Here is a 26,139-nt window from a genome sequence, read left to right as displayed (position 1 = left end):
AGTGGCTTGATGTTCATTTGAAAATACCTGAAGCGCTTCTGGCCGTTCAATAGAGAAGTGCTAAGGCGCCTGGCTGGCGTCGGTCTTGGCCACCAGCGCTAGCGTCTCCGGGTGCAGCACTAAGCCCAGCCCTGGGACATAAGCCGTGGTGAGCTCATCGGCCAACAAGACTTTCTGGAACTCACTGAGGCGGATGGTCAAAGCCCCGGCCATTTCCGTGGAATGCATGGCATAGCGATCCATCAGCTCCACCAGGTTGGGCGGCACCCACAGGGGGCCGAAGCCGATGTGCACAATGGGCAGGCTGATGTCCGAGTAATTGTCCTGGCCCTTTGCGGTGCGCTGCACCATCACCCGCCAGTGATCCACCAGCTCGGCTGCACTTTTGGTATCTTCATCGTCGGGATACAGGGTGACGTTTTCATCCGCTTCACGCAGCAATCGCTTGGTCGGATGGTTGGCGTTGAGTACCGCCATGTTGCAATGCGCGTAGTGCAGTCCATGTGGCCAGTTGAAGCGGCGATCGCTGGACAGGCGCGGAATTCCTGTGAGGTTCATTGCCTGGTTGGCCAGTTCGGCACTGCTCATCACGTTTTTGACGTAGATGGACTGCTTACCTTCCTCAGGCACACCAAAGCACATGCCGGCATGGACATTGGCCAGGTCTCGGTTGGTGTTGGCAAAATCGTCACACCAAAGATCCACGGTCTTCATCAAATGATCATTAGCCCACTTGAAGGCTTTCAATGGCCGCTTCACCACGACCCCCAGGTCATGGAGCAGGTGGGCCATGCGCTTGAGCTTGAAGTTGGGCGATTCCAGGTCGCAGAACCGGTACAGCGACACCCCTGGAATGTTGCGATCTTCATCGGAGTCTTCAATCCCAGGGAAGCGCCAGACATCATTGGATTCGCACCGGGTGAGGTACTTCACTGGGCCACTCAGGATCATCGAGTTGTACATCCCTTCCGGAAGCAGCTTGTTGCGATGGCGCCAGACCCGACCTGCTGCCTGCACCATCGAACGCGTCGAGCTGGGTTCCAGGATTGCGTAGTCATAGTCATGGTCGCGGCCAACCTCGATGATGTTGGTCGTGCACAAGATCAGCTGGATATTGCGAATGCCGTGCTGGCGGGCGATAGCCATTAGCTTCTGCACCAGGTCATGCTGGAAAATGGCGTCGTCTCCGGACACGCCATTCTTGGCCTTCCGGGTGTTGAGCGTCACAAGCACGTCTTCCACGGCCCGGCGTTCGGCACTGATCATCTTCGAGTGATAGCAGAAGGGGATGATCAGGGTGTCTTCCACCTGTTGCGCATTCAGCCACGCGGCATAGTGTTGCGCGGTTTTGATGTGGGTAAAGCGGATGAACCCCGAGCTCAGCTTGATTCCATCCCGTTCAACCCCGACATGTGGCAAATTGTGCAAGGGTTGGATGGCCTTGTTAAAGATTTCCCAGCACTGTTCGTCTTTCAGGAACTTGGCATTTCGTTTGTACTTCAACTGCGTCTCGGTGTAGACAGCGGGGGTGATCTGCACGATCTTGACTGCGTGCTTGCGCTGTTCGCTGCTGCGGGCATGTCGATCCACGCCACGCATGAACACTGTCAAATCCGCCGAGAAGTGCCGAGGGTCGACCAGGCGTGTTTCATAGCCAGGCACATGACTGATCAGTACAGCGCGGGGGATCACCCCAATCTTCATCCGCTGTCGCTTTTTGATCCCCTTGTACCAGGCTTGGTACAGCGCATCGACGATCACCCGGCTGGCAGTGGCCGAAGACACGACAAACGAACGCCCAAAGAAGCCAGAAATGAAGGCCATCCGGCTGATTGCCGGCAAGCTCTTGGGATCATAGTCATCCACTTCATCGATCACCATGTCCGTCGACATGAGGTGGAACAGCTGCTTGAGGCCAGAGGCCATATCCAGGCTGGCGCCGGAGATCAGGTGGTCAATGGTCAGTACTTGCACCGGGGTGGTGATCAGCTTGGCTTGTTTTTTGGCATCAAAAAGAAAGTCCAGCTCATGTTTTCGCCTTGAGGTGCTGTAGAGTTCGTAGCCATCACCCAGGGTTGCCACATCGAAGGCTTGATCGTTGCCGGTACCCTGAGGGAGCAGCGGGTCGTAGCCACTGTTCTGACTCAGCTTGATGGCTTCCGGGTTTGGCTTGGCATGGCCTTTTTCACCAATCAGAAGGGCGACGTTGCGCAGATCCAGGCCGATGAACGTCTCCTGGTAGGCGGAGAAGGTCTGCTGAACCAGTGCTCGCAGGCCAATGGCGCACGTGAAGCGCAGGCTTTTCTTCATCGCATGCATGGTCAGAACGTTGCCACGGGTCTTGCCCGAGCCGGTCTTGCCAATCACGCAACCGAAAAATGGCTGGTCGGAGGCCTGCTGTGCCAGCTGCTCGCCGATCTTGTTTTGCCACTGGTACCGAGGGTCATTGGAGGTGAATTTCACCCCTTTCATTTGCCTGGCCCTGGAAGTTCGTGACAGTGAGGGAGCCTTGTCCATCAGCGTGCGTTTGTTCAGGAACATCTTGCGAAAGTAGCCCCTGGCGTACGCTCCGGTATGCAGCAGATGTTCATCCAGGGCGTCAGCAAACATGCCGTCGATGGTGTTTGCATAGATTTCCCCCTTGTCACGATCGGAGATGCTGGGCTTCTTCTGAGAGGAATCCAGGTAATCGGCAAACACCAGTGCAGGCCTGGCCATGAAGGCAAGTCCCTGGGTGTAAGGATTGTGTTCGTCCAGAATGTCGAAGTCCCGGCTACGCCGCTTGAGCTGCCGCTCAGCCAGCTTGATCTCCTTGTAGGCCGTGAGCACCGCCTGGCACCAATCCAGGTTGTTCCAGGGCAGGCCGCCTGTGGCGACAGCAGACAAAGGGATCGTCAAATTCTGCTCGATGTCCGCTACGGTGGTTGCGTCGTATTCGGTCTCGCCACGCTGACGGATGAAATAGCTCCGGCTTTTACGGAACGCCACCCAGGGGGCTTCCACCAGTCCATCTGAATCGGCGCCTTCTGGCAACCGGTGGTGGGACAGCGCCAGCCACAGGGCACTGGTCAACCCTACCTGTTCAACACGCCAGTGTTCTGCTGTCAGCCGGGCATTGACAGTCTGGCAGACGTAATCCAGCACCATCTCTGGATAGGGTGATACCCGTAGCACACGCCGGAGCAAACGTGGGAGCTGACCGTTGCACCAATCGCGAAGCGATTCCGGCGTGGCCAACTGATGGATCTCTTTGAAAATCAGACTACCCATGAAAAACGACATGGTTTCGTGCCGGATCGGCTCATAACCGAGATTGCCTGCCAACTTTTCCTGAAAGCTGACACAGCATTTCCCCAGGTCGTGGATTAACGCGCCCAGCACGGTGACAGGCGCCAGCATCTTCAGGTACACGTTCATGGATTGCCAGTCGTTGAGAGATCTTGGAGAAAATGCAATTTACAGCTAAAGCGAACCGGCTTCAACACTCTGTTGAGCAGGGCATGTATTCAGACCTTGAGGTAGGCGACACGCTGAGCATGAACATCAGAAACAGCTCGCGTTGCACACGCCTGTCAAAGACCTGCATGGCTCGCCAGATCTGTTCGGGGTTGGCCCCGCGTTGGCATTGATAAAACCCCATCGATTGTGGTCGGCCCTGCTCAGCCACCTGAAGCATCACAACCAGCGGGTGATCGCTGCGCACCATCATCTCTTGCAGGACTTCCTCCCCACTGATCACCACGCCTGCATTCTTGATGGCAGCCAGGAACTCTTGGATGTGCTTCATGATGGCCTCGCGTGGGCAGTAGGGTAGTTCTTGGACTAGAACCAGGGAACAGTCAGCTGGTTGTCCTGGGTTGCCAGGCCATAGCTGTTGAACTTGCCATCGGCCCGCGCTTGCGCATGCTCGAAGGCCACAAACATGTGCAAAGGCTTTTCAATGGTGAACACCTTGATCATTGCCAATGGGGTTGGGTCAGCCTTGTTGACGCTGTAGGGGGTGATTCGCTGTCCTGGAAACAACTCCCGCATCCGCCGCGCAATCCCCTCAGGCTTGCGACTGCGGATAAAGCAGACCTCTGGAACCCCCTCAGGCACAGGCATGATCTTCGACACCGCACAGTCACCGTTCAAAATATCGCTGGCGAACCATTCGCCGCCACGCACACTGAATAGTGCCACCTCACTGGTGGATACGAGTCGAATGATGTTGCCTACCAGCGGCAGGCCATCAAGGGTGGTCTTGCCATACTCCGGAAAACTCAGGCCGATGTTGTCCAACGCCTTGCTTCTGAGGTGGTGATGGATCCCAGACAGGATGCTGTTGGCATACTTGACCGATTCGCGCTTGTTCTTGATGTAGAAATCGAAGTAGTACCGCTGCATCGTTCTTCCTCGCAGGCAGGGCCTCGCCCTGCCGGTTTTCTTGTTGTTAGGGGCAGTGATTCAAGCGACGGACTTTTTCCGATTGCCTTTCTTGGCATCGGCATCCGAGGTGTCTTTCTCACCGCCGAACAGCCCGCCCCGGATGAAGCATGCTGCCAGGTAATGCATGTCGTCGGTGAGGTCGGCCAGCCCGGTGGCGCTGGCCAGCTTCTGATTGATGCCACCTACCAGGTTGCGTAGGATTTCGAAGACGTCGATGTTCAAAGCCAGGCGGTAGGCGAGGTTCAGGGAGCGCTCGATCCCCAGCGGTTCCACCGGCATGGCTTCGAGCTCAAAACTGCCATCCAGAATTTTCGGCGTCAGCGCCTTCATGACGTCCAGCGCATCGCTGCCAGCCATGGCAGCTTCGAGCAGCGGCTTGTGATACCAATCATCAATTCTGCGAATGGCATTACCCACCTTCTGGCTGTGCATGATCGCCTGGCGCTGGCCCTGGCGGGTGGACAGGTAGGCGAGCTTCTTGCCTTGGTCATCCATGTTCATCAACTGCGAGGGATAGACCTGCATGCCGGGGAATACCCGGATACGTGCCCGGACTTCGAAGAATGCGGGGGTAGGGGTGTTGTCGGCACCGACCAATGTCCCGTCGAGCGCGCTGGCCATCAATGCGATAAGGCCCTGGCTACCATCGATCACCGTGAAGTCCGGTTTGGCGCTGAGCCCTTCAAAGGTGCAGGTGATGGGCTCAACCCCGTGGGCATAAGCCGTTACTTGCACACTGCCGTCGTGGCGAAACTCAAGGTTTCTATGCAGCCACAGACCGCGCAGGATGTTGCTGATGTAGCGCTCGGCTAGGTAGGTAGAACCGCCCAGGGCATAATACTGGCGAATGAAATCCATGCTGGCCAAGGCGATGTCGAGGTTGTTCGAGGCATGCGGCTTCAAGCTGTTCGCATTGACAATCATCCGATAACTCACCTGTAGGTACTCAGCCGCCTCGTGTTCGATAACCGCCTTGTCGACCACCTGGGGATTGAGTGACAAATCTGGCGCTTCGCCAGGGTGCTCTTGCAGGTGCTTACGCACTTCGCTGGCGTTTTTGTCGGAGCCCTTCATACCCAGCAGGCCGCGAGCAGTGACCAGGACTGGTAGTTCTTCTCCATCACGGGTGATGATCTTCATCAGTGCATCGGACAGGGCAATGCTGCCGCAAAAGCTGAAAATGCTCGGTAGAGTGTTGCGAGTCACACTGGACTTGCTCATGAATTTCGACCTGTAACTGTGAGGTAGGGGAAAGAGGATTGGTGTGTCCAGAAAATCGGAGCTGCTTGCTTTCGGCAACTAGCAACAATCTGTAGTCGTGCAAGCCCCGTAACCGGCTCAGCATAGGCATGGGGGTAGGGGTGTTCGTCGGTGTACCGATGACGGCGCTGCACCGGCTCCTCAAGCAGCCGATAGCCAATGTCAACAGGAATCAGGCGGCCAAAGTACTCTTCCAGCCACCCCTCCTGATCCAGAAGCACCTGCGCATCGACATCGCCCCATTCGTCTTCGCTGTCAAAGATGGAAAAGTCGAATTCCAGGTCATCTGACAGCATTTCGAGGGCCTGTTCAGGCACTTGCTCGCCACACTCGCCGACCAATACGCTCTGGCCGTCAGGTGCTTCGGCGATACGGGGTGTATCGGACGTGTTCGGCTGAGTCACCAGCGCCAGGAGAGCTTCGAGATCATCCACCCCATGATGCAGTGCGTAGCGCTGAATCAAGTGCGTGTGATCCACGTAAACCCGTGCGTCGTAAGGTACCTTGGCCAATGCCAGGGCGCCGTCGCTGTCATTTTCGAACAGCTTCACCCCGCGTGGATCCGGGAAGAATTGGCCACCGGCCAGACGAAGCTTGCCCAGGTTGTGACTGATCAGGGAGAGCTGTTGGCGAACGGCAATGAACGCTTCGTCTTTGGCTTCAAAGCGCACAATAGCAAAGCCGGCGAGACTGCCTATGCGAAACTCCTGTACCGGGGCGCCGCCGACTGCCTTGGCATAGAGGGGGCGCTTAGTCCACGAAGGTCGCTGGTAATGCGGAAAATAGTGGTGCTCGGTCAGGGCGAGTGCAACCCCGTGATCAGCCAAAGGCAGTCCAACAACGCTGGAGATCATGCGTACCACCGCATGACCGAAGCCTGCCAGCCCGGTCATGGACAGGGTGCCAAAGACGTGAACGCTAGGGCTCATGTTGACGTTGTTGGCCATGAATGGAATGAGCAGGGTATTCACAGCAGTTTCCTCCCGACCATTTCAGCTGTGCGCACGATGACCTTCTTGCGCACCACCCCCAGACCTGCACCAAAACCCTTGTAAGGGAGCAGCCGCGCTTCGATCTGGTCAGCCACGTGCCTGGCGAGCATGGCATAGCTGTGCTTGTCGATGGCGCGCTTCAACAAATCTTCGTACAAGTCTTTGCAGACAAAATCTTTCTCGATTTCGTGCCGGTAGCTGAGGGCCAAGGTTTCTGGGCTAGCGCTGCTTCTCAGGTCGGCCAGGGGGCGCATGATCTTGAACAATGCAGCAGGCAGCAGCCTGGCCCACTGCTTGAGTTCTGCCGGGGATCTGATAGCCGTGCGCAGGTATTCCAGCAATTTAGCATCACCCAGTTCGATGACGGAGGCATACTCGTAACTGTGCTGGCGCAGGACATGCTCGCTCAAGTAGAGGCGCTTGCTCAGCGGCGGCACATACGCTCGCAAGGGTCGAAGGTTGTGCGCGAGCGGGCCTGATCCTCGGGACAGATTAAGCACCGAAGAGCCCATATTGATCGGGTTAGCGCCACCCAGGCGCATTTTCTCGAATTGGTGAAGGCCTTGTCGCAAGCGTTTGTCTACCGCGTGGTCGATTGCATAGATCATGCTGACAGCCGGCGCGGGGGTCACTACGACATAGGCCTGCTCGCGCATGGCCTCAGGCCCCACTGGGAAGGCCACCTGCTTGCCCTGGACAAGCTCCGGATGCCGTCGATAGGTTAGGGCCTGCGTTTGCTGCTCAAGCGCATCAGAGAAGCGCTGAAGGCCCATTGCGCGCAGCTGGTGGTGCAGGGCGTGCTGCAGGTCAGGGAATGGTTGGCCAAGCACCGCTTCGATGCCGCTGGTCAATCGCCCCCTGTAGTAGAAGAGGGTGCAGTAGAAGCTGTAAAAGGCCGCCCCTTGCAGGTGAAAGAGATTCAGAAGGGTCGGAGCATCTATCCCATCCAGGGTCAGTCCCTGGCGAACCTGCGATTTGGGTGGCGGCCTCAGGAAGTGGTTGTCGTAGTCTGCCCGCACAGCCTTGCTCAAGTAATGCGAGGTGTGGTCGTTGCAGAGCAAGGCTGTGGCAATGCTCACCTGCGCCGGGTCGACCAGCGCATCAATCGCCACTTGTGCAGAAGAGGGAACTTTCTTGCTGCCACTGAGTTTGAACGAAACAGCGGTGAGCAGCAGCTCGGCCAACTGGTTTTCGTTGTCCAGCTCCGGATGCACCGAGGCCTTGCCAGTGATGGCGGCAGCGAAGGTGTACAGGTGACGGTTACCGGCCTCTTCCTGCTGCTTTTTCGTCAGTGCAGGATCAGGGTCAAAGCGAAGAAACGCTTCCAGGGGTTGGCTTTGCATGGCATCTCCTCGATATGCCATGCAATGTATTTAAACGTATATTGATAGTCAAGCGCTTTGCCAAATGACTATGGATGAGCATTGCCAATTTGTCAATAACGCGAAGAAGAATTTACAATCCAAGGGCCGTGGACAGCTCTTCTTCGGCGAGCCTCGGGCATTGCTCCAATATCTCACGGGGAAGACCGTGTGCGGCCAGCCCTGTGCTGTCGTTGAACTCCAGGAACCGCTCGATCAGTTGCACGCATAACTCCGGGTGCTGGGCGCCGAAGGCCTGGCATTGCTTGCTGATGAACACCGCAACGACTTTTCCACCCATGATGCTGAAGTCGATGGCAGCGGGAATGCTGCCAGCACTGGCCAAGTGCATGACGATGGCGGACAGCCCGTAACCCCCACTGCCGGCATCCTCACAAATGGCGATACGACGGGCAACGGCTTCAGGATCCAGTGTCAGCCCTGCCGCCAGCATGCCTGTAATCAGCTTGTCATCGACCACAATCATGCAATATTGATGAAACATGTGTTCTGCATGCTTGACCTGGCCAGCAGTGAACAGCCCCCTGATAACTGCAGGATCCAGCCATCCTCCATCCAGGAGGTCATCGCGGATATCGCTGTCTGGGTCGCACATGGCCTTCAACGTGTCGCCATGCGTTTCAAAGCCCTTGAGCGCCTGCAGCAGACCTGATCGGGTAGCGCCGTGGTCATCAGCGTCCTGGCTATCGTTCAGGCTGTCCCAGGCAGCATGCCGAGCAAACACGTTGAGTAGCTGGGCAGTTTCCGCCAGAAATCGATTGTCGCGATCGAATTGTTTACCGCGATGCCATTCCAGAAGCCAATTCATGATTCTGCCGACGAGCTGGTAATGGCCGGCTTTACACATCTTCTCAACCGGAAGGGCCAATTCATGGGCGCTCCTGAGCTTTTTGCTGTGCAGAAACGACTCGACAAACCGCTCATGCATGGCCAGGGTCGGCGAATCAATGAGCGCAAGCATTTCAGGGGTAGGGTCGAATTCGTTGCAGTAGGCGGTGGCCATAGCGGGCGCCAGCCGGGTGTTGTCCGGCACATAGTTACCCATGCTGCCGACGTAGCTCATCGTGTGCTGCACAAGACCAAGGTGCCCCTCGATGGCGGCGGTGGCCATCACATCCTTGAGCTCACGGTAGGCATGGGTCAACCGCAGCGTGCTGCCGTGCTTCACAAAATCTTCAACTTCAGCTTTGGCCTGGCTCAGGCGTTTCGAGAGGGTGTGCATGAAGGATTGTCCTTGGGTGACCTATAAGCCCAGATCTGCTTGCAAGCTGCCTTCCAGCAGGGAGGGGTGACGGTTGACGACTGCCTTAGGTAATGGCTTAGCGAAAAAGTGGGTTGCACCAGAACATCCTTCCAGGAAGCGCACGGCAATTTCGCCGGCCAGGGCAGGAGACTGATCACCATGGTCACGAATCATGGCCCCCATCCGCGCCCCATGGGCCTCCAGGATCTTGTTGCCAGGATCGACCAGCAGCGGAAACTGCCCCTTGGTGGCCAGGTGCAATTCGATCAAGCCCAGCAGGTAGGTACCATTTTTTTGCTCGACCGCCCAGGCTGCATTCTGCTGGCAGGCCTCTCGGTCAGGCAACTTGTTGATAGCGATCATTTCCGCAATCAACACGTCGGAGGCATGGTGCTTGAGGTGAAGCTGAAACATCTGTTCGGCCAGGGTGTTGACCCCATGGGCATACAGCGCGGCGATCAGGTACGATTGAAAGATGCCAGACCAGTTCTGCTTAAGCTCTGTCTCATTGGATTGGGCGATGGCCGCCACGATCTTTTGCTCATGCTTGCCATACACCTGCATGTACAGCCGCTTTTTGTCCTTGTTCAGGGATCCCCAGTCGATCCCATGGTTGAACTCAGGCAGCATGTGGGCTGTGCTTCGCTGCCCCCGGCATTGCGGCACGGCCTGATCCAGCATGAGATCCATGAGTTTGGCGATCAAAGGATGGCGCTTGCGATTGATCAGGGCAGCGAAGTAGGTGCCTACCTTCTTTTCGTGGAACTGCTCGGGATTGGTTTCAAATCCGCGCACAACCCGCTCATCTACTTCCTTGGGTAGCGAGACCATGTCCTCGACCATGCGGTGATGGGGCACGAATTCCAGCGAATACAGGGTAAGAAATTCCCTGCGCAGCGGCGCGCCCCAATACTTGGTTCGACGGATGGTTTCTTCAATTTCCACGAGCACCCGCTGCGACGTGATGACATCGCCCTGCAGAATCTGCTGGGAAGCGATGATCTTGGCGGTTTGTAGTCCGGCTACTAGCCGCGCCGTGTCTTCATGGGTATTGAAGCCCTGGATGTCCTCCATGGCTTGCGCAAGATCATGTTTCCAGTTCACGGGGAGTGTCTCCAGGTGTGAAATACGGCTGCTCTTTGCATTTTACGCGATGAAGAGGCATCAAGCCTACAGCAGAGCTTGTCTATCAAGGTATATTGAGTATACTTAAATACTCAATTCCCTGGAGACCGCCCCATGATCGTTGATATTGATGACAAAAATTGCGTGCCCTTGCGCGACTTCCTTCAAAGCCTGGGTCTTGACGAGGGGGCCGAGCTGGTCGAGTCCAAGCACAGGCTCATCAAGGGAAGTGACAATAAGGCCATCTGCGATCTGGGTCGGTTGAAACTGGAGCACTACGAGGCCATTCAGCAATTTGCCAAGGAGCAGGGCTTTCGCGGCCTGCAAATGTTGGCCACCACCATCATCAACGTGCTGACGAAGCCGGATCAGACCAAAGTCCGCACGCTCAAGGCGCTGCCCAATGTGCTGATCGAGCATTTTATGGGGCAAGCCATTGATGGTTGGGTGTACATGGAAAACAACGGGATTTTTCTGCCGTACCTGATCGGTAAAATTCGCTATGAGCCAGAGAAAAAGACCTCGTACGGCACCAATCCTGCCGAGGTCACCCTAGAATTGCTGGCGAACGTTGCGGCAAAGAGCAAGGGCAATCAGCAAGTCGGCTCGAAGAAAATCACTTTCCTGTCCGAAACGATCGCAGGGGTGACGCTACCCGAACTGTTGCGCAACCACGGTATCCATGTGGAGACGCCGGAGCTCAAGGCGGACTATGAGCGGCAAATGGCGCTGTTCCTAGATTATCAGCCACGGCACGCCGAGCAGTTTTTGTTGAGCGGCATGACGTTCAGCGGGGAGGATCTGGATCGAATGGGCGTCGCCCATCGCCTGGGCGAAGAGACCACCTTCCGAGCCATCAATGAGGAAGCGATCATTCAGCGCGTGTTTATTGATGAAATTGACAACGAGTTCTGGTCAGAGCGCTACCCTGGGGCATTTTCTGCGCTGCCTTATCATCCGCTCATCTACTTTTTCAATCTCGAAACCCACGCTTATGCCTGGGCTCACGTCGACCATGCAAAGCCCTATGTCTACAAGCCAGAGCTGCGGGAAAAACTGGTGCTGCCCGAAGATCACAAGACCTTGATCGACATCCTGGCTTCGGACATGGAGATGCTCAGCGATATCGTCCAGGGCAAGTCCGGGGGCACCTGCATCCTGTGCAGTGGCGCACCTGGTCTGGGCAAGACCCTGACGGCGGAGGTTTATTCGGAAGTGGTGGCCCGTCCGCTTTACCGGGTGCATTCGGGACAGCTGGGTATCCAGTCGGATGAGGTCGAGAATAACCTAAAAATGATCCTCATGCGGGCGCAACGGTGGAATGCGGTGCTCCTGATCGACGAGGCGTGTGTGTACATCCGGATGCGGGGCAATGACCTGGAGCACAATGCCGTGGTGGCCTCCTTCCTGCGCAACCTCGAATATTTTTCCGGGCTGCTGTTCATGACCACCAACCGCCCTGATGACGTTGATCAGGCGATCGTCTCCCGGTGCGTGGCCCACATCCGCTATGTAGTGCCGGATGACGTCACGCGCCGGAAGCTGTGGCAGGTGCTGGGTGAAAATTACAATGCGGGCTTGAGCGAGACGCTGCTTGATCAGCTGTGCGAGAAGTTCACCTCTGTGGGAGGGCGGGACATCAAGGAGCTCCTGAAACTAACGCTGAAGTTTGCCAAGGGACGCAAACTGCCCGTGAGCATCGAGCTGTTCACGCAGTGTGCCCAGTTCCGGGGCTTATAACTCCTCAGCGGGTACCACTTTTGTGTGGGCAGACAGATCCGACTGAACTACAAACCCAAATCGATCGCCAGCCCCCGATCCCAATGTTGCTCCCCCAGGCTGGCGAAAGAGGACATCGAAGGGGTGATGTGGACAGCAGCGCGCTCCAGAAAGCGTTTGGCCACATCCCCCTTGACCAAATCCTTGTAGGCGTTGTCATAATGCTCTGGGTAGCACCGGGCAAAAGTGCGCAGCCCCTCAAGCGCCAACTGTTCTTCATGCAGCTTGTCCGACAGCATGGCGTGAAAGAACCGCTCGAAGGTATCTGCATTCGACCAGTCTAACCAACCCATCCGAAAGCTTACCAGCGGGTGAACCCAGTGCAATTTCGACAGGGGCTGGGCATGGTAGTTGCGCAGTGCTTGTGCGGCATCAGGGTAGCCGAGAATATCCTCCCTCAGCAGCCTTTTGCCCAGGCAATAGGCAGCAGTTCTGTGTAGCGTTTTGTCGCCAAACGCGTGAACGGGGGAGATCGTCTCCAGGCGCTGGCGGGTTTTGAAGAAGTTGAAGACATTCTTTTGCCGAACCTGATCCTCGGACTGGTCGAAGAAGCTCAGTGGCCCTGCCAAGAGTCCAGGTGCGGCCTTCAAGATGTCCAGCCGCTTGTTCTCATCCAGGGCCTTGGCGCAGTTGTAATCGATACCTGCCAGGTCGTCGTCTTGAATAAACGGTGCGGCTTTGCGCCATTTGGCTACAAGGAAGGCTCCGCTGGCTCCTACACGTGCGATCTGGTCGACATGGTCGCCTACCTTCATAAAGCTGAGAAAGGCCCGCAACCTGCGCTGTGCAAGGGCGAATACCTGCGCCGGATCAGTGCCTTGCTCCAGGAATACATGGCTTTGCGTCACAGCCAAGGCAGTCATCGCCGGGCCAGTTTCGTTGTACCAAATGAAGGGCGACAGCGGCTCAGCCTTGATGCGGTGCCTGATATGCAGGGCATCATGGAAAATGGTTTGCACGCATTCGCGGATAGCCTCATCCGTCAGAGCATTGGCACGTGCGAAGCTGCAGCGCCCCTCCCGGTCAACCCCAAGTAATCTGGAGTACAGAGCTCCATTCGGCGTCTCACCCAATGTTTTGGTGTAGTTGTCCGGATCACCGGCTGTTAGGCAGCACAGGGTGGCCATGAATTCGCTGCGCCCTCTGGTACTGACCCTGTACCACCCCGCAGCGGGATCCAGCATGGCACCGATGGTTGAGCCTGGAATCAGCGCTGGAAGTCCTGCAATGAGGGGAAGCATGTTGAGCGCCTCTGCGTTCCCTGAGCTGGCTAGGCTGTAGGCAACGAGCGAGCCGTAGTGACAAACCCCTTCATACATTTCCAACTCATTCCATCCACCCTCCCAGGCCCAGGCCGCTTGTCTAAAGTCCAGGCTGCACTGCTCAATTGCGGCGACCGCGAACAGGTCAGGTCTGGCCAGTTCAGACGACAGGTTGAGGCTTCGATTGCCAACAACATTGCGGCTGATGCCAGCAGCGGTGTTTAGCTTCGGACAGGCCTGCAACAGCCGATACAGATCAGGGGAAAAGTGACGGACAGTATCGCCGGGGAGATGTTCAAGCAGGTACCCGGCAGCGGTTTTAGTGCCCAAGCTCATGGCCTAGCGCCTCGCAAATAAGTGATTTTAGGCGCAGGCGCCTCATGCGGCTGTGCCAGCCCCCTCAGAATGAACGGCTGACTAAAGGGAAGGGCTATCGCCACCTGGTGAACACCTCGGGCGCGATTTTCGAGCCACCATTTCCGGGAGCTGAAGGTCGTCAATGAACGCCAGGAGTTGGGTCATCTCAGGGTGATGATCGTACACGCCTGGCGTCCCAAAGGCTCTGTGTTGCTCAATCCCTTCCAGCACCTGCTGAATGCTGCAGCCAGGTGCAATTTCTTGAATCAACTTGCATTCTTTATGCTGAAGGGCGACTTTACGTTGAGCCGGGTCTTGAAGGTTCGCCAGGATGGTGATGTCGTCTCTCAGGCGCAAGCGAAACCACCCTAGGTCGTCCACGGTGCTGAGGGTCGGAGCCGTGCCCTGGACGAACAGCTTGAAGGTGCTTTTGAAAAGCGCCTCGCGCTCACGGTCAATGTGCTGGTTGACCCGCTCTTCGAAGCCTACGCGTGGGGCTGCCGCTTCGGCGCAGAGGTCAGGCGGCACTAGCCCTGAATGTGCGAGGGCGCGAAGCAACGCGTGCTTCATCACACCGCCGTCCAGACTCAGTACCCGACCTTCACTGACATAGGCGTAAAGCCCTGTCTCGATTCTGGCCGATACCCGCGCCAGGTTGACCAGAGACAGGAGTAACAGGTCGTTGGTGAAGGTCTCGACCATCAGCCCTTCCTGTTTTTGATACTCGTGAAACTGGTTGCAGCAGAGCTGGAGCAGCGGTCTGTGCGCCCCATTTGCACATTCAAAACCCAGCGCAGAAGTTGCCATCAGATTTCCTCAGAAGGACGAGGCAGCAAACCGTTCTTCGGCGCGGCTATCCAGCGCCCGCTTGACCGAAGCAATGATGCCCAGCTGGGCATTCTGCTTGATTTCCGCAATCGTCTGGAGCAGCGGTTCACGCGGCAAGCGCGCCGCCCTGATGCTTTCAAGCACGCTAAGCACATGCTTGAACACCATGTAATCCTGCTCATAGGGCATCACGGTTATTCTGGGCTTGCGGCTCAATTCTACACCCAGGGCCACGATAGTCAGGCGAATGGCAAGCAGGTTTCGGCAGCTGGCGATTCTGTCCTTTACCAGCAGCAAGCCGGGAAGGTGATGCGCGCCAGCATGGTCGACATCGTCACGCGACTTTTCGCTGTCGACGAAGGCATTGGCCGCATGGGTTTTCTGCTTGTACTCACCCACCAATGCGCGGAGGTCGCCAGGATGGTTGATGCTATTCAGGACTTCGATCAGACGGGTATCGGCACGACGCTCCAAGGCCTCCCGATCGAACTTCAGTGGCTCTGCTGCGGAGGCCTGATCAATCCATGAATTGATGCGAGCATGGAGCGCCGGAATATCCGAATCTTCCAGGGGTAATCGATCGATCAGGCCGAGGACAAGCTCAAGGCCCGGCTCTTTGAGTCTGTGAATCATGGCGAATCCTCTTGGTTATGGGTCTAGTGTGGGCAAAACCAGCCTCAATAGTCAATTATTGGCTAACTCGAAAGTGCGTGCAATTTTTAGGTCGGTCTCATAAAATCCCCTAAAGCACAGGAGTCTGGCATGCTGAGCAAGCGCGATTTACGAGCTGAATACCCTGCACAATTGGCGCTGACCGAGGCCAACCTGACCATTGCCCGCGAGGCCATCAAGAGGCTTTGGAACGAGCGCCAGGTCGAGCGCGGGCTGGCACCGAGCGCGGATCGTTCTGGCAGCTGTAAATTTGCAGCGCTGGTATGCCGAGACTTGTTTGGCGGTCGGTTGTCGGGCAATTATGACCACATGTTCGTGCGCGCTGATAATCGGGTGATCGATCTCAACAATGACCAGCAGGACGTCCTCATCCTGGGCAAGCGTGCGCACTTGCACGTTCGCAGCGCTATCGAGCACCCCGATTACCGAGCGTCTCTCGGGTACTGCCAGGCGCGAGCCAAGCGATGGGTCGAGTGGGTGATGCAACACCCAGCCATCGAGCGCTCTCGGCATGACCAATCCCCCACCTACGAACCCTTCTCATGAGTTAACCATGAAAACCCTTCAGGAAAATATTGATGCAACCCTGGCCTCACTCACCACCAAGGTGGTCTCCGATCTAGTGGAGCAGGGGGTCGTTGCCGGCCAGGCGGTTCTCTACCATGAAGATGGCTACCGCATCTTGGACGCCAAGGCGGCGGGCTTCCTCACCCAGGTGAAAGCCTATGTGACCCGCGAAAAACCGGTGGCTTATGCCCTGATCACTGACGGACAGTACCAGTCTGATCAGCGAGCGAATCAGTCCTGCGTGCTCAGCGCATGTGTGTTGCCAAATGGCCAGGCGCGCATCGAATGCATCCTCTACCAAGAATGTGACAATGGCATCAGCCTTGGCGACAGCCTGCCGTTGTTCCTGGACGACGATTTTCTGAAGTATTTTGAGCAGCCGCTCGACTTTTCCAAGGTCAATGCTGTAGCCTTGCACGCAGCCCTGGATGAGGTGACCGCTCAGCCGTTGAGGCCCTACATGGAGTTTTTCCTGTTTCAGGCCTAACTGGGCAACCGTGCATCAGGAGTATTGCCGATGAGCAAAACAGCGAAATCGAATACCAGTGGGTTCGAACCACCTTGGATTCGCGTGGTAAAAAGCCGCATCCCGGAAAACGTCGAGTTGCTCTGGGCCGATTGCGAAGGCAGTTATCACCTAGGCAGGCGCAAGGGCAACTACGTCAAGCTGGAAACCTACGGCGATGCCAGAGAAGTCTACCGCAAGGTTGACGACTTCGTTTGTTGCCAACACATTTCGCCGCCGATACCCATTTCGAATTGACCGTCGCGGGGCGCACTTTCTGCAACCGTGGTGCGCTCCAGGCAAGGGTTAAAGGCCCAGATCAACCCCGAGCACCGACTCAATCCCCACCTCATTGGCATGCACTTTCATTTCCGGCCACTTCAGGCGCCGGTACGCTTGTGCCATCGCAGCAGAGGGAAGCAGCGAAATCCCCTTGTCCAACAAGCCAGTCACAACCAGCGCCTCCTTGAGCGTTCCAGCAAAATCCTCGGAGTGCTGCAACCGTTCATCCTCGCCACGCAGTGACAGCAGAGTTGTCACGTCGCCAAAGCGCGACGCCCAATCTTCAATGATGTCGACCATGAAGCGCAGCGCTTGATGACGGTTACGCACGGCGAGAAAGTCATGAAACTCAATCATCATTGAGACGGCTTCACGCTTGACCCTGGGGTTTGAGATCAAGTCGACCATGATCTCCACAAAGGCTTGCGTATCCTCAGGGATTTTGTCGAAACCAGATCCGGGGATGTCATAGAAAACCGGCGTCTCATTGCAGGCATGACCATCCTTGATCGGCAGCAGCCCCATGTGCCAGGCAATGTAGAAGGGGGCGTACGCATAGGAAATAGGCCCATCACAGAGCATTTCCTCGGCGAATTCGGGCGGACGGTCATGCATTTGCTGCAGGAAGTCGTGGCAGCGTGTGAAATACACCATGTTTTGCTTGGTGTGGTAGTAAACGTAGTCGGACAGGGTAGAGTCATGCTGGTCAAGGTTCATAGGCCTAGCTCCTCGGCAAGTTGGGATTCGTGATCACTGGCTTTCATGTGTTCCATGGCCTCCCGCCAGCCCATGCGCCGATAAACGGTGCGATTGTCCGCTGCGCTCAGGTGTTCCCTAAAGTAGGCCCCGCCTGGGTAAGCCTCCTGGATGGCCAGCCGGATGCATTCGGACAGTGCCATTGAAATTGCAAGGTGATCGCCAGGCGCGTGGTCAGGGTCTGTTGCAGTCTTTAATCCCTTGGTAAGCAGCCGACTGAGTTTCTTTGGCGGCAGCTGAGTGACCAGCTCACCGACAAGGTGTCGGCTGAAGGCCGGGTGGCTTGTCGCGTAGTAATTGAACGTCACATCCAGCACCCGTTGATAGCGAGCAACCAGGTCGAAGGAAGGTTGCGTCAAACCCAACTTGGCAATATCCACCACACGCCCAAGGTTCTTAGACCACAACTCCCCGGACGCCTGATGCACCAACAACAGCAAGTCGGTGTAGATGACGGTGGGTGGTTTTTTCATCAGCTGCAGAAGGTTTTCAGCGAGACCAGGAAAACCCTGGCGGGTGAACTGGGCAACCAGCAGCCTGAAGGTTCGTTCGGATGTGTAATCACTGTGCGGAAAAACGATTTCTGCAGTTGGAAAAAGCGCGGGATCTAGGGGCATCGGCAGGCCAACCGGGTGATGAATCAGGGAGATCCCCAGGCTACAGAGTAGTGCGTAAGGGGCGAAAGGATGTACTCAGCATAACGTGTCAGGGCTGCATGAATCTACCCATGGGTGTACGAAGACGAAGGTGTAAGCGGATTTTTGAGTGGCGAAAGCGCGTCGGAAGGGCCCGCATTGGGCGCAAGTGCGGATCAATCCAATTTAGAGCTAAATAAGATCCAGGAAAGCGCTAAATCCTTGCCTAGGGCGCCCACGAAAGCTAAGATCAACCAACCTTTACACAATTATTGATTATGACTGATCAGCAGCGCCTGGTCATAAGGAACCCAGATGTTCAAAGGCAACGCGGCGCTGATGGCGCTCAAGCAGGCAATGGCCGAACAGAAAAGCGAGCAGGCCGCGACACAGGCAGCCGAACCGAAGGTCGAAGGCCGTGTTAGTGGCCATCCCAAAGGCTACGGCTTTCTGCGCGTCGATTCACTGACCTCGTATTTCATCACCCCGCCTCAAATGAAACACTGCCTGCCCGGCGATCTGGTGCGGGCACGGATTGTCGAAGACAAGCCCGGCTCTTCCAACGCGGTGATTGAAGAGATTGTCGAGCACGGCCTGTTGGATTTTTTTGGTACCGTGCGGGTCAAGAGTGACTCCTATTTCATTGTGCCGGAGTCCAGCTCGCTCAAAGGTTGGTTTTACATCCCCCATTCCCTGCGCGCAGGCCTGGTCGACGGGCACGTGGTCAAAGGCGTGGTGACCCAGCACCCGTTCCGCAATGGTAAGGCGCAGGCGAAGGTAGGCATGATCGTCGGCCATGAGTCTGACAAAGACTTGATCTGGAAGCTGGCCCTGGCCCGTCAGGCCATTGCACGGCACGACGACATGGGTGGAGAACTTGCCAAGAGCATCAGACCCACCTCGACTGTGATGCACGACTTGACCAGCATTCCCTTTGTGACCATTGACGGCGAGTCTACCCAGGACATGGATGATGCGGTCTTTGCCGAAAAGCATGGGAACGGCTGGTATCTGTGGGTGGCGATCTCGGATGTCGACGGTCATCTGTTACCAGGCTCTCCTGTTGACCTCGATGCGCAACAGCGCGCCGTTACCACCTACTTGCCTGGCATGGTTGTCCCAATGCTCCCCTCGCAGCTGAGCGAGGGTTCCCTTTCGCTAATGAAAGGGGTCAATCGCGCCGTGATTTGCGCGAAGATGGAGATTGGGCGCGATGGTAGCCTGCTATCTACCGAGTTTTGCCAGGCGACCATCAATTCCCGAGCCAAACTCACGTATCAAGCCGTGTCTGACTATGTCAGCGGCCAAACCGACCTGTTGGCTGCGCCCGAGATCAAAGCCAACGTCAAGAACCTGTACTGGATGTCCAAAGCGCTGAACAACTGGCGCGAAAACCATGCGCTGGTGGCGGCAGATTCCAGCGATTATCGCTTGGCCGTGTCCGACTACCAACTGGCCAGCGTAATCCAGGAAGAGCGTAACGAGGCAATGAAAATCATCGAAGAGTGCATGGTGGTGGCCAACCGTGCGTTCGCCGAGGTCATGCGCGATGCCCAGGCGCCCTTCGTGTGTCGCCGGCAGGATGGGTTTACCGCAGATGCACTGCCCAAGATCAGTGCCATCGCCCGCCACCTCGGCCTTGCGGTGACTGATGACGAACTGCAGACCCCGGCAAAGATCAGCGAAGTGTTGCGAGCCGTGAACGCCAGTGGGCGCCTTGACTTGCAACTGGCCACCCGATCGACCTTGTCATCGAGTTTCTATGATTGCGAAAACGGCCATCATGCCAGTCTCGGTCTGCCAATTTATGGCACCTGGACGTCACCGATCCGTAAATATGCCGACCTGATCAACCATCGACAGCTCAAGGCCCTCTGGCTGGGCGGTGGACAAACCAACCCCATCGATCCAGCCATCATGGAGCAGCTCAATCTGTGCAACCGTGGTGCGAGCCGGGCGGAGCGTGAGGTGGCCAACCGACTGTACTGCAAATACCTGGAGTATCGCGTGGGCGAATTGCTAGACGGCTTGGTAGTAGGCATCCGCCCGAATGGCATCGATGTTGAAATCAAAGGCGTGGGGGCGCGGGTGTTTGTGCACAAACGTACCTTCTCAGCAGCTGATGATCTGGTCACGAACAACGACATGGGCACCGAATGCCTGGTGAATGGCCAGCTGCATGTTTCACTCGGGCAGGGCGTGCAGGTACGCCTTGATCCCAAGGATCTTCAGGAGGGGCAGCTGATTGCCACGCTGAAATAGAAAACATGAAAGGAGAAGCTTTGATTTACATCGGCCTGGGACTAATGTTGGCTAACACCCTTGCAAATAATCGGCCATCTAAAAGAACTGTGCTCCTGGCAAACCATGCGCTTGTCTCATGCTCTTTATGAACTCATTGGCTGTCGGATCATCACTTCAGAATCCAGTTCTTCGTGCAACACTCCTCACATCCCTTGGGATGAGGAGTGTTACTCCAAACCCGGATATCTCGGGCTTTCACTATCCTAAAAGAGGGGGCAATACATGAAGTTCTGTATGACTATTGAGACGTACTGCCACAACCCTTTTTCCGTTGAGCAGGTCAATGCGATCAGAGCATATGTGTCAAAACGACAAGAAGAAAATAAGCGTGCGGATAGAGTGTATGGTGCAATCGCCCTGGTTTCTAGCATAAGCTTGCTCGTGTTTGCCCTGGCAGGGTCATTATCTGGCCTTGGTTTCTCGCTGGGCTTTCTGGCGGTTCTTGCTACAATCCTGCTCTATGTTGCAGGTGAGGCCAAGGCATATGAATGCATACACTTGGTCATACATGGCATAAATATGGCTACATATGAAACATTTGCCGATTACATTGCCCTGGTCGACGACAATTTGGTTAAATCACCTCTTGCAAGAATACTTGTGTCGAATATCAGATCCCAGAAAAGAAATATTATGCAGTTTGAAAAGGATCTGATTGACAAATTAAGCTCGGCGTAATATCGCGACTTAAACAAGCTAGGGTAGGACTTCACACTAGCTATGCAGGTGATTTTGGCGTTTCAATTTCCGAAAGCTGGTGGCACTACTATTTAGGCTGTCGCTGCATGCCAATCAGCCTGGCGGGCGTGAAGGAGGCACCCTCAAGTTCCATTATGAGAATCTCAGCGAATTGGGCTTCGTTGTAGCACGACTCAGTAGCACTCATGAAGTCGCGCATTTGCGCCGCGTCCAAGGGGTAATCGGCAACGTCCATCAGCAGATTCTGGAACAGCACATAATGCGAAATCAGCGCGATCGGCAGCGACAGCAGCACCGGGACGGAAATGGCGATGGATCCAGGGAAGCCCATTCCAGAAGCCAGGCCGAGTTGGAAGATCCCGACCTGCGCCGACAAAGCCAGCATATGGATGGTGAGGGTCTTACCTGGCGAAGCCTGTTCAATCTGATCGAGCATCTTGCGCTGCAGGGCGAACAGCGAGCCGAACAGCACAATCATGGCTGACACCACGATGGCCACACTTAGGAGAAGGCCAGCCAGTGGTGGGGCAGGGGTGAACTTTAGGATAGCCAAGACGGCGATGCCGGCGAAATTGATGCTGAGCAGCCACTGGTATTGGGTGGCTACAGCCCGGAATGACTGGCCTCCGATTACTAGCCATTGCTTGAGCAACTCATTCAAAGCCGCGCAATTGCACTGAAGTTCCGTGGGCGGACAATCTCGTTGAGTGCGTGGGTAAAATGCCCGATGGAACGCGCCAGGCAATCGCTTGGGGGCTAGCCGACGCATGGTATGGGTGTAGAGTGATGCGATCACAAGGAAGCCCTCAGCGCACCCGCAGGGCCGCCTTGATTTGTGTGCGCCGATTCAGGCGCTTGTTCGTAGCCAGCTTGCGCTCCTTATCCGGATTCTCGAAGAGCCAGCGGACGACGCCGTTGGGCTTGCCCCGGTCACTGCGGGCCCTGGAAATCCATTGCTTGATTTCACGTGGTGCTTTCATGCGTTTGCTCCAAATAGGGCTGCCATGAGGACAGCATTCAATATTAGCACTACCTGAGTAAAAGTAAACGTAGATCGTTATCTATTTTAGGTTTTGAAGGTTGCCCACTACCGCGTAGGGGTGATTAGGTTGAGGGGTTGCCGTTTAAGCTGTATATTGGCTTGATGAAAAAGATGATTGCGTTGCCGATCGCTCTGTTCTGGCTCCTCGCGGAGGTTGGCCAGCAGCGGGCCTTTGCTGGCCCTCGGGTAGAAACACCTCCAGCCATAAAGTGCCTGGCGGTCTTCAACCAGACCTTGCCGACGCTCAAGGAGACGCTGCGGTACAAGCTCCAGGTTAGCGCAGAGCCTGAGCGGGCCATCGATGAATACGTTGACATGCAAAAACTCTCCATCGTGGGCAAGCTGCTAACCGCTGAACTATCGGGCAAGACCAGTGCTCCTATGTTGGCCCAGGCTGCGGTTGAACAGCTGCAAACACCGTGTTACGAGCATTTTGCACAGGAGCATTTCCCTGATTCGAAGGCGCTGCAGCTCAGTCGTGCGCAGATTCAAGCACTCGACCAGGACATTGATCTGAGCATGGTCGATTTGCTGCCTGAGCGCCGACAGGTTCCGATCAAGCTGGCCGCCGTGTTGCGCAGGGAGCTGCCTGAGCATTTTGCGAACGGATTGAACATGCAGCGGGTACGCCAACGCCAGGGCAGGGTTGATGTGATGTTTTCTACCAGCCAACCGGTGGCAGACATGTACCGCGAAGCAGTCGAGCGCAATCCCGTCCAGCAAACAATCTGCACGATCGCCTTACCGCATTTAACCGTGAGAGCGGCCAATTTGGTAACATTCACGCTCATCGCCCCAGAAGATAAAGTTCTTGGGGTTTTTGAGGCCAAAACCTGCCAGCAAAAAGAGAGTCTGTAGTGTTGGATTCAGTCAACGGTGTCATCGAAAAGGTTATCCATGCCAATGGCAAAGGATTCATCATCTTCTCGGTTCGCAATGCCAGCGGCGCCACCGTTGTCACCGGCAATGATGCTGGCCTCTACGAAGGTGACTATGTCGAGTGCGAGGGAACCTGGGAATTGCGCAATGGCAATCGCCAGCTCAAGGCGCGCAAAATCATGCCGCAGATTCCCACCACGACCGATGCCATCCTGGCCTACATCGCCTCAGGCCGCGTCCCTGGGATCAGTACCAAGCTGGCAGGACGGCTCGTGCAGGCTTTCGGCAAGGACACCTTGCACGTCATCGAGCATGAGCCCGACAAGCTGAAGAAAGTACCGGGCTTTGGCAAGGCGAAAATTGCGGCGTTGACTGAGGGCCTGGCAAAGGAGCTGGGTCATCGGGGGGTGATGCTGTTTCTGAACGGCTTTGGCCTGAGTCAGCGTCACATCAACAAGATTTTCGACACTTTCGGCTTGGCGGCTGTCGAGAAGATCAAGGAGAACCCCTACACACTCTTCTGGGAGATCAAGGGTATCGGTTTCAAGATCGCCGACAAGATCGCAGAGCAGTGCGGCCAGGCAGCGGACGATCCATACCGGATCCTGGTTGGCTTACTGACCGCCATCGACAATGCCGTGCACAGCCGTGGTGATACTTGCTTCGAACCTCAGGCGCTCGCACAACAAGCCCACAAGCTGTTTGCCCGTACAACCAGGCCACTGGATCGTGCAACCATCCTCATGGCGATGGATCTGGTCAAATCCAGCGATTTCGTCCGCGTGGACACGATCGATAGCGTGGAAATGATCTGGCCGAAGGAGCTGTACTACGCCGAGAAGAAAATCGCCAAGGATCTGTTCCGGTTGCACAACGGCACAGGCAAGATAGCCAGTGCTGACGCACTGAAAAAGGCGATTGCTGTGGCAGAGAAGGCCCTGGGCATTACCCTGTCACCCATGCAGCATCAAGCCGTGACTACGGCTCTGGCGTCCCCTGTCAGCGTGATCACTGGTGGCCCCGGCACGGGTAAAACGACCATCATGCGAGTGCTGCTGCTGGCTCAACATGAACTGTTCCACGTCGCCAGCGAACAGGTCGTCCTGTGCGCCCCCACCGGCAAAGCGTCCAAGCGGCTGCAGGCGAGCACCCAGATGGAGGCCATGACTCTGCACAAGGTGCTCAAGTACTCCCCTGAGGACAATGCCTTCACCTACCACGAAGACAACAAGCTGCCCTGTGAGGTCGCGGTCACCGATGAGTCGAGTATGATCGACACCCAGTTGGCCTGCTCGTTCTTCCAGGCCATCCCCTCGGGGGCCAAGCTGGTGATCGTGGGTGACTACGATCAGTTGGCCTCGGTGGGCGCCGGCAAGGTGCTCAGGGACATCATCGAAAGCGACACCATCCCGGTGGTCAGGCTTGACCGGGTATTCCGTACTGGCGAGGACTCTCAGATCAAGGTCAATGCCCACTTGATTAACAAGGCGCAAATGATCACGCTGGACAACAAGTCCAAACAGAATGATTTCTGGTTCATCAAGTCACCGACCCCGGAGGCCATCGCCGACGAGATCGTGTCGCTGATTCCTCGTCTGGTGAAGCATTACGGCTACGACCCGCTGGACGACATCCAGGTGCTGACACCGATGCGGATGGGCCCGGTGGGAATGCATGCGCTCAACGCTCGCCTGCAGCGCCTGATGAACCCGAACGCCGGCACTGGCATCCGTTGCACCCAGGACGATGTCGAGGTGCAGTTCTGCGCGGGTGACAAGGTCATCCACATCAAGAACAACAACGAGCTGAAGGTGGTGAATGGCGACACCGGCAAGATCATCAGTGTCGACCTCAAGGAGCGCAAACTGATTGCTCGCTTTGAGGACGTTCAGGTGGAGTATGCCTATGCCGACCTCGATGAGCTGCGCCTCTGCTACGCCATGACCATCCACAAGTCGCAGGGCTCGGAGTACCCATGTGTGCTGATGCCCATGACCCTGGCCCACGACATCATGTTGTCGATCAACCTGGTGTACACCGGCATGACCAGGGCGCGTCAGAACATGCTGATGGTGGGCCAACTGGCGGCGGTAGAGCGCGCATTGACCAGACGGGCTACCGACCTGCGTTCCACCGGACTCCTGCACTTCCTGAAGCAACTCTGGGCCAACCAGCAAGCCTACAGCCAACCCAAACAGACCATTACAGCTTAAGGCTATATTGAACGGTGAAGACTCATGATCCTTGATCCCATCGGGGCAAGCCGGCGACAGTTTCTCAAGGGGTTGGCAGCAGCCCCGGTTGTCCTGAGTGCGGTGGCCAACGCCGCCGATCCCGACCAAGACTGGCGCAAGGCCCTGCTCCAGCAAGACCGACACCTGGAGCTATACCGCCCCGCCAGTAAGGAGCGGACGAAGTTCTGTTACTGGCGCCTGGGGCGCGGCTATGATAAGGCTGAGTACCTCAAGGGCGCCTGGCTGCTGCGAGATGTGGAATACAACTCACAATCCTACATACAACCTGCACTTTTTGATGTGCTCTTCACCATCCAGGAGTGGTTGAGAAGGGAAGGGCGTAAATCGGACATTCATATCTTGTCAGGCTACCGCACGCCTGCGCACAATTTCCGGCTGGAAGGTGCAGCCAAGCAGAGTTTGCATATGAAAGGCCAAGCAGCTGACATTCACGTCCCAGGGGTGTCGACCAAATTGCTCGCGGCCATGAGCATGGTGATTTCTGCAGGCGGCGTGGGCATCTACATGGACAAAGGCTTCATCCATGTGGATACCGGCAGGGTGCGCACCTGGCGGGGCTGAGGGGAAACCTCGGCCCGTTTAAAAACTGGCGAGCGAGACTTCCACCTCGTCCCGCGCTTTACGCATGGCCTCGTAATCACGTTGCCGACGTGTGCTGTTCGCCCGCAGGGTGCGGATCCCCTGGAAGTCGTTGCGAACCAGATGGTTGGCCAGGCGCTGAATCGCCCGGTCGATGTCTTCCTCGGCCAGCTGCGGGTAGTCTTCCTGCAGCGCCGAACGCATCTCCGGCAGCCGCTTGTATTTACCGGACTTCATCAACAGCAAGGCCGTCGCGCTGGCCGCTTCGATTTGGTCATTGAGGGCTACATGCCGTGTCTGTTCCATGC

At 56.3% G+C, this 26,139-nt stretch carries 25 protein-coding genes; 9 read left to right on the top strand and 16 right to left on the bottom strand.

The window, feature by feature from the left end; translation table 11 throughout:
* Nucleotides 1-60 precede the first annotated feature (60 nt).
* The 8 genes from ACLCGK_RS00905 to ACLCGK_RS00870 form a co-directional block, all read right to left on the bottom strand.
* The gene (locus ACLCGK_RS00905; RefSeq protein WP_410950888.1) at nucleotides 61-3,417 is read right to left on the bottom strand and encodes a CRISPR-associated protein Cas3; all 3,357 of its coding nucleotides are present in this window, start codon (nucleotides 3,415-3,417) and stop codon (nucleotides 61-63) included.
* Between the two features lie 61 nt (nucleotides 3,418-3,478).
* Nucleotides 3,479-3,787 carry a hypothetical protein gene (locus tag ACLCGK_RS00900; protein ID WP_410950887.1) on the bottom strand — a complete coding sequence of 103 codons (309 nt, stop codon included), beginning with the start codon at nucleotides 3,785-3,787 and terminating at the stop codon, nucleotides 3,479-3,481.
* 35 nt (nucleotides 3,788-3,822) lie between these two features.
* The gene (gene cas6f, locus ACLCGK_RS00895; protein ID WP_315696122.1) at nucleotides 3,823-4,386 is read right to left on the bottom strand and encodes a type I-F CRISPR-associated endoribonuclease Cas6/Csy4; all 564 of its coding nucleotides are present in this window, start codon (nucleotides 4,384-4,386) and stop codon (nucleotides 3,823-3,825) included.
* 60 nt (nucleotides 4,387-4,446) lie between these two features.
* Nucleotides 4,447-5,649, bottom strand: a complete 1,203-nt coding sequence (locus ACLCGK_RS00890; RefSeq protein WP_410950886.1) for a type I-F CRISPR-associated protein Cas7f/Csy3 — start codon at nucleotides 5,647-5,649, stop codon at nucleotides 4,447-4,449.
* Nucleotides 5,646-6,659 (bottom strand): type I-F CRISPR-associated protein Csy2, encoded by a 1,014-nt coding sequence (locus tag ACLCGK_RS00885; protein ID WP_410950885.1) that lies wholly within the window; start codon nucleotides 6,657-6,659, stop codon nucleotides 5,646-5,648. Before ACLCGK_RS00885 ends, ACLCGK_RS00890 begins: the two co-directional genes overlap by 4 nt.
* Nucleotides 6,656-8,023 carry a hypothetical protein gene (locus ACLCGK_RS00880; protein WP_410950884.1) on the bottom strand — a complete coding sequence of 456 codons (1,368 nt, stop codon included), beginning with the start codon at nucleotides 8,021-8,023 and terminating at the stop codon, nucleotides 6,656-6,658. The genes ACLCGK_RS00885 and ACLCGK_RS00880 overlap by 4 nt, the downstream gene beginning before the upstream one ends.
* A 112-nt stretch (nucleotides 8,024-8,135) precedes the next feature.
* Nucleotides 8,136-9,284: a hypothetical protein gene (locus ACLCGK_RS00875; protein ID WP_410950883.1), complete on the bottom strand. Its 1,149-nt coding sequence runs from the start codon at nucleotides 9,282-9,284 to the stop codon at nucleotides 8,136-8,138.
* Nucleotides 9,285-9,305: 21 nt separating this feature from the next.
* Entirely contained in the window at nucleotides 9,306-10,409 is a 1,104-nt protein-coding gene (locus ACLCGK_RS00870; protein ID WP_410950882.1) for a hypothetical protein, read from the bottom strand.
* Between the two features lie 135 nt (nucleotides 10,410-10,544).
* Between ACLCGK_RS00870 and ACLCGK_RS00865 the strand changes: the two genes are divergently transcribed.
* The gene (locus ACLCGK_RS00865; RefSeq protein ID WP_410950881.1) at nucleotides 10,545-12,170 is read left to right on the top strand and encodes an AAA family ATPase; all 1,626 of its coding nucleotides are present in this window, start codon (nucleotides 10,545-10,547) and stop codon (nucleotides 12,168-12,170) included.
* 47 nt (nucleotides 12,171-12,217) lie between these two features.
* On the opposite strand, the gene ACLCGK_RS00860 is transcribed toward ACLCGK_RS00865, so the two are convergent.
* The 3 genes from ACLCGK_RS00860 to ACLCGK_RS00850 all read right to left on the bottom strand — a co-directional run bounded on the left by ACLCGK_RS00860 (nucleotide 12,218) and on the right by ACLCGK_RS00850 (nucleotide 15,289).
* The gene (locus tag ACLCGK_RS00860) at nucleotides 12,218-13,807 is read right to left on the bottom strand and encodes a hypothetical protein (protein WP_410950880.1); all 1,590 of its coding nucleotides are present in this window, start codon (nucleotides 13,805-13,807) and stop codon (nucleotides 12,218-12,220) included.
* An 81-nt stretch (nucleotides 13,808-13,888) separates the two neighbouring features.
* A complete protein-coding gene (locus ACLCGK_RS00855) occupies nucleotides 13,889-14,635 on the bottom strand; it encodes a hypothetical protein (RefSeq protein WP_410950879.1) in 747 nt (248 codons plus the stop codon).
* Between the two features lie 9 nt (nucleotides 14,636-14,644).
* The gene (locus ACLCGK_RS00850; RefSeq protein WP_410950878.1) at nucleotides 14,645-15,289 is read right to left on the bottom strand and encodes a hypothetical protein; all 645 of its coding nucleotides are present in this window, start codon (nucleotides 15,287-15,289) and stop codon (nucleotides 14,645-14,647) included.
* Nucleotides 15,290-15,418: 129 nt separating this feature from the next.
* On the opposite strand from ACLCGK_RS00850, the gene ACLCGK_RS00845 reads away from it, so the two are divergent.
* From ACLCGK_RS00845 to ACLCGK_RS00835, 3 genes are read left to right on the top strand one after another with little or no spacing between them, the layout of a single operon-like run.
* Nucleotides 15,419-15,874 (top strand): hypothetical protein, encoded by a 456-nt coding sequence (locus ACLCGK_RS00845; protein ID WP_410950877.1) that lies wholly within the window; start codon nucleotides 15,419-15,421, stop codon nucleotides 15,872-15,874.
* A gap of 7 nt (nucleotides 15,875-15,881) precedes the next feature.
* Complete coding sequence (locus tag ACLCGK_RS00840; protein ID WP_410950876.1) at nucleotides 15,882-16,382, top strand: hypothetical protein; 501 nt, start codon at nucleotides 15,882-15,884, stop codon at nucleotides 16,380-16,382.
* 30 nt (nucleotides 16,383-16,412) lie between these two features.
* Complete coding sequence (locus ACLCGK_RS00835) at nucleotides 16,413-16,658, top strand: hypothetical protein (protein WP_056798817.1); 246 nt, start codon at nucleotides 16,413-16,415, stop codon at nucleotides 16,656-16,658.
* A gap of 48 nt (nucleotides 16,659-16,706) precedes the next feature.
* Here the strand turns inward: ACLCGK_RS00835 and ACLCGK_RS00830 are convergent, their stop codons facing one another.
* On the bottom strand, nucleotides 16,707-17,399 hold the full coding sequence (locus ACLCGK_RS00830; protein WP_410950875.1) for a hypothetical protein: 693 nt from the start codon (nucleotides 17,397-17,399) through the stop codon (nucleotides 16,707-16,709).
* Nucleotides 17,396-18,055, bottom strand: coding sequence for a hypothetical protein (locus ACLCGK_RS00825; RefSeq protein ID WP_410950874.1), 660 nt, complete (start codon nucleotides 18,053-18,055; stop codon nucleotides 17,396-17,398). Before ACLCGK_RS00825 ends, ACLCGK_RS00830 begins: the two co-directional genes overlap by 4 nt.
* 333 nt (nucleotides 18,056-18,388) lie before the next feature.
* Here ACLCGK_RS00825 and ACLCGK_RS00820 point away from each other — a divergent pair, with 333 nt between their 5' ends.
* Nucleotides 18,389-20,335 (top strand): VacB/RNase II family 3'-5' exoribonuclease, encoded by a 1,947-nt coding sequence (locus tag ACLCGK_RS00820; protein WP_410950873.1) that lies wholly within the window; start codon nucleotides 18,389-18,391, stop codon nucleotides 20,333-20,335.
* Between the two features lie 276 nt (nucleotides 20,336-20,611).
* Nucleotides 20,612-21,055, top strand: coding sequence for a hypothetical protein (locus ACLCGK_RS00815; protein ID WP_410950872.1), 444 nt, complete (start codon nucleotides 20,612-20,614; stop codon nucleotides 21,053-21,055).
* 88 nt (nucleotides 21,056-21,143) lie between these two features.
* Here ACLCGK_RS00815 and ACLCGK_RS00810 read toward each other — a convergent pair whose 3' ends face one another.
* Both ACLCGK_RS00810 and ACLCGK_RS00805 read right to left on the bottom strand, forming a co-directional pair.
* Nucleotides 21,144-21,554 carry a hypothetical protein gene (locus tag ACLCGK_RS00810; protein WP_410950871.1) on the bottom strand — a complete coding sequence of 137 codons (411 nt, stop codon included), beginning with the start codon at nucleotides 21,552-21,554 and terminating at the stop codon, nucleotides 21,144-21,146.
* A 328-nt stretch (nucleotides 21,555-21,882) separates the two neighbouring features.
* On the bottom strand, nucleotides 21,883-22,056 hold the full coding sequence (locus tag ACLCGK_RS00805) for a hypothetical protein (RefSeq protein WP_162949007.1): 174 nt from the start codon (nucleotides 22,054-22,056) through the stop codon (nucleotides 21,883-21,885).
* A 137-nt stretch (nucleotides 22,057-22,193) separates the two neighbouring features.
* Here ACLCGK_RS00805 and ACLCGK_RS00800 point away from each other — a divergent pair, with 137 nt between their 5' ends.
* The 3 genes from ACLCGK_RS00800 to ACLCGK_RS00790 are packed head-to-tail and all read left to right on the top strand — an operon-like array spanning nucleotide 22,194 to nucleotide 25,813.
* Nucleotides 22,194-22,976, top strand: coding sequence for a hypothetical protein (locus ACLCGK_RS00800; RefSeq protein WP_410950870.1), 783 nt, complete (start codon nucleotides 22,194-22,196; stop codon nucleotides 22,974-22,976).
* Nucleotides 22,976-25,210 carry an ATP-dependent RecD-like DNA helicase gene (locus tag ACLCGK_RS00795; RefSeq protein WP_410950869.1) on the top strand — a complete coding sequence of 745 codons (2,235 nt, stop codon included), beginning with the start codon at nucleotides 22,976-22,978 and terminating at the stop codon, nucleotides 25,208-25,210. Before ACLCGK_RS00800 ends, ACLCGK_RS00795 begins: the two co-directional genes overlap by 1 nt.
* A gap of 24 nt (nucleotides 25,211-25,234) precedes the next feature.
* A complete protein-coding gene (locus tag ACLCGK_RS00790; RefSeq protein WP_410950868.1) occupies nucleotides 25,235-25,813 on the top strand; it encodes a YcbK family protein in 579 nt (192 codons plus the stop codon).
* 18 nt (nucleotides 25,814-25,831) lie between these two features.
* Here ACLCGK_RS00790 and ACLCGK_RS00785 read toward each other — a convergent pair whose 3' ends face one another.
* Nucleotides 25,832-26,137, bottom strand: a complete 306-nt coding sequence (locus tag ACLCGK_RS00785; RefSeq protein WP_410950867.1) for a hypothetical protein — start codon at nucleotides 26,135-26,137, stop codon at nucleotides 25,832-25,834.
* Nucleotides 26,138-26,139 lie beyond the last annotated feature (2 nt).

The sequence above is a fragment of the Pseudomonas sp. S1(2024) genome (assembly GCF_046557535.1).
Note: the sequence above shows the minus strand (reverse complement) of the source record. Positions and strands in the feature narration are given on the sequence as shown.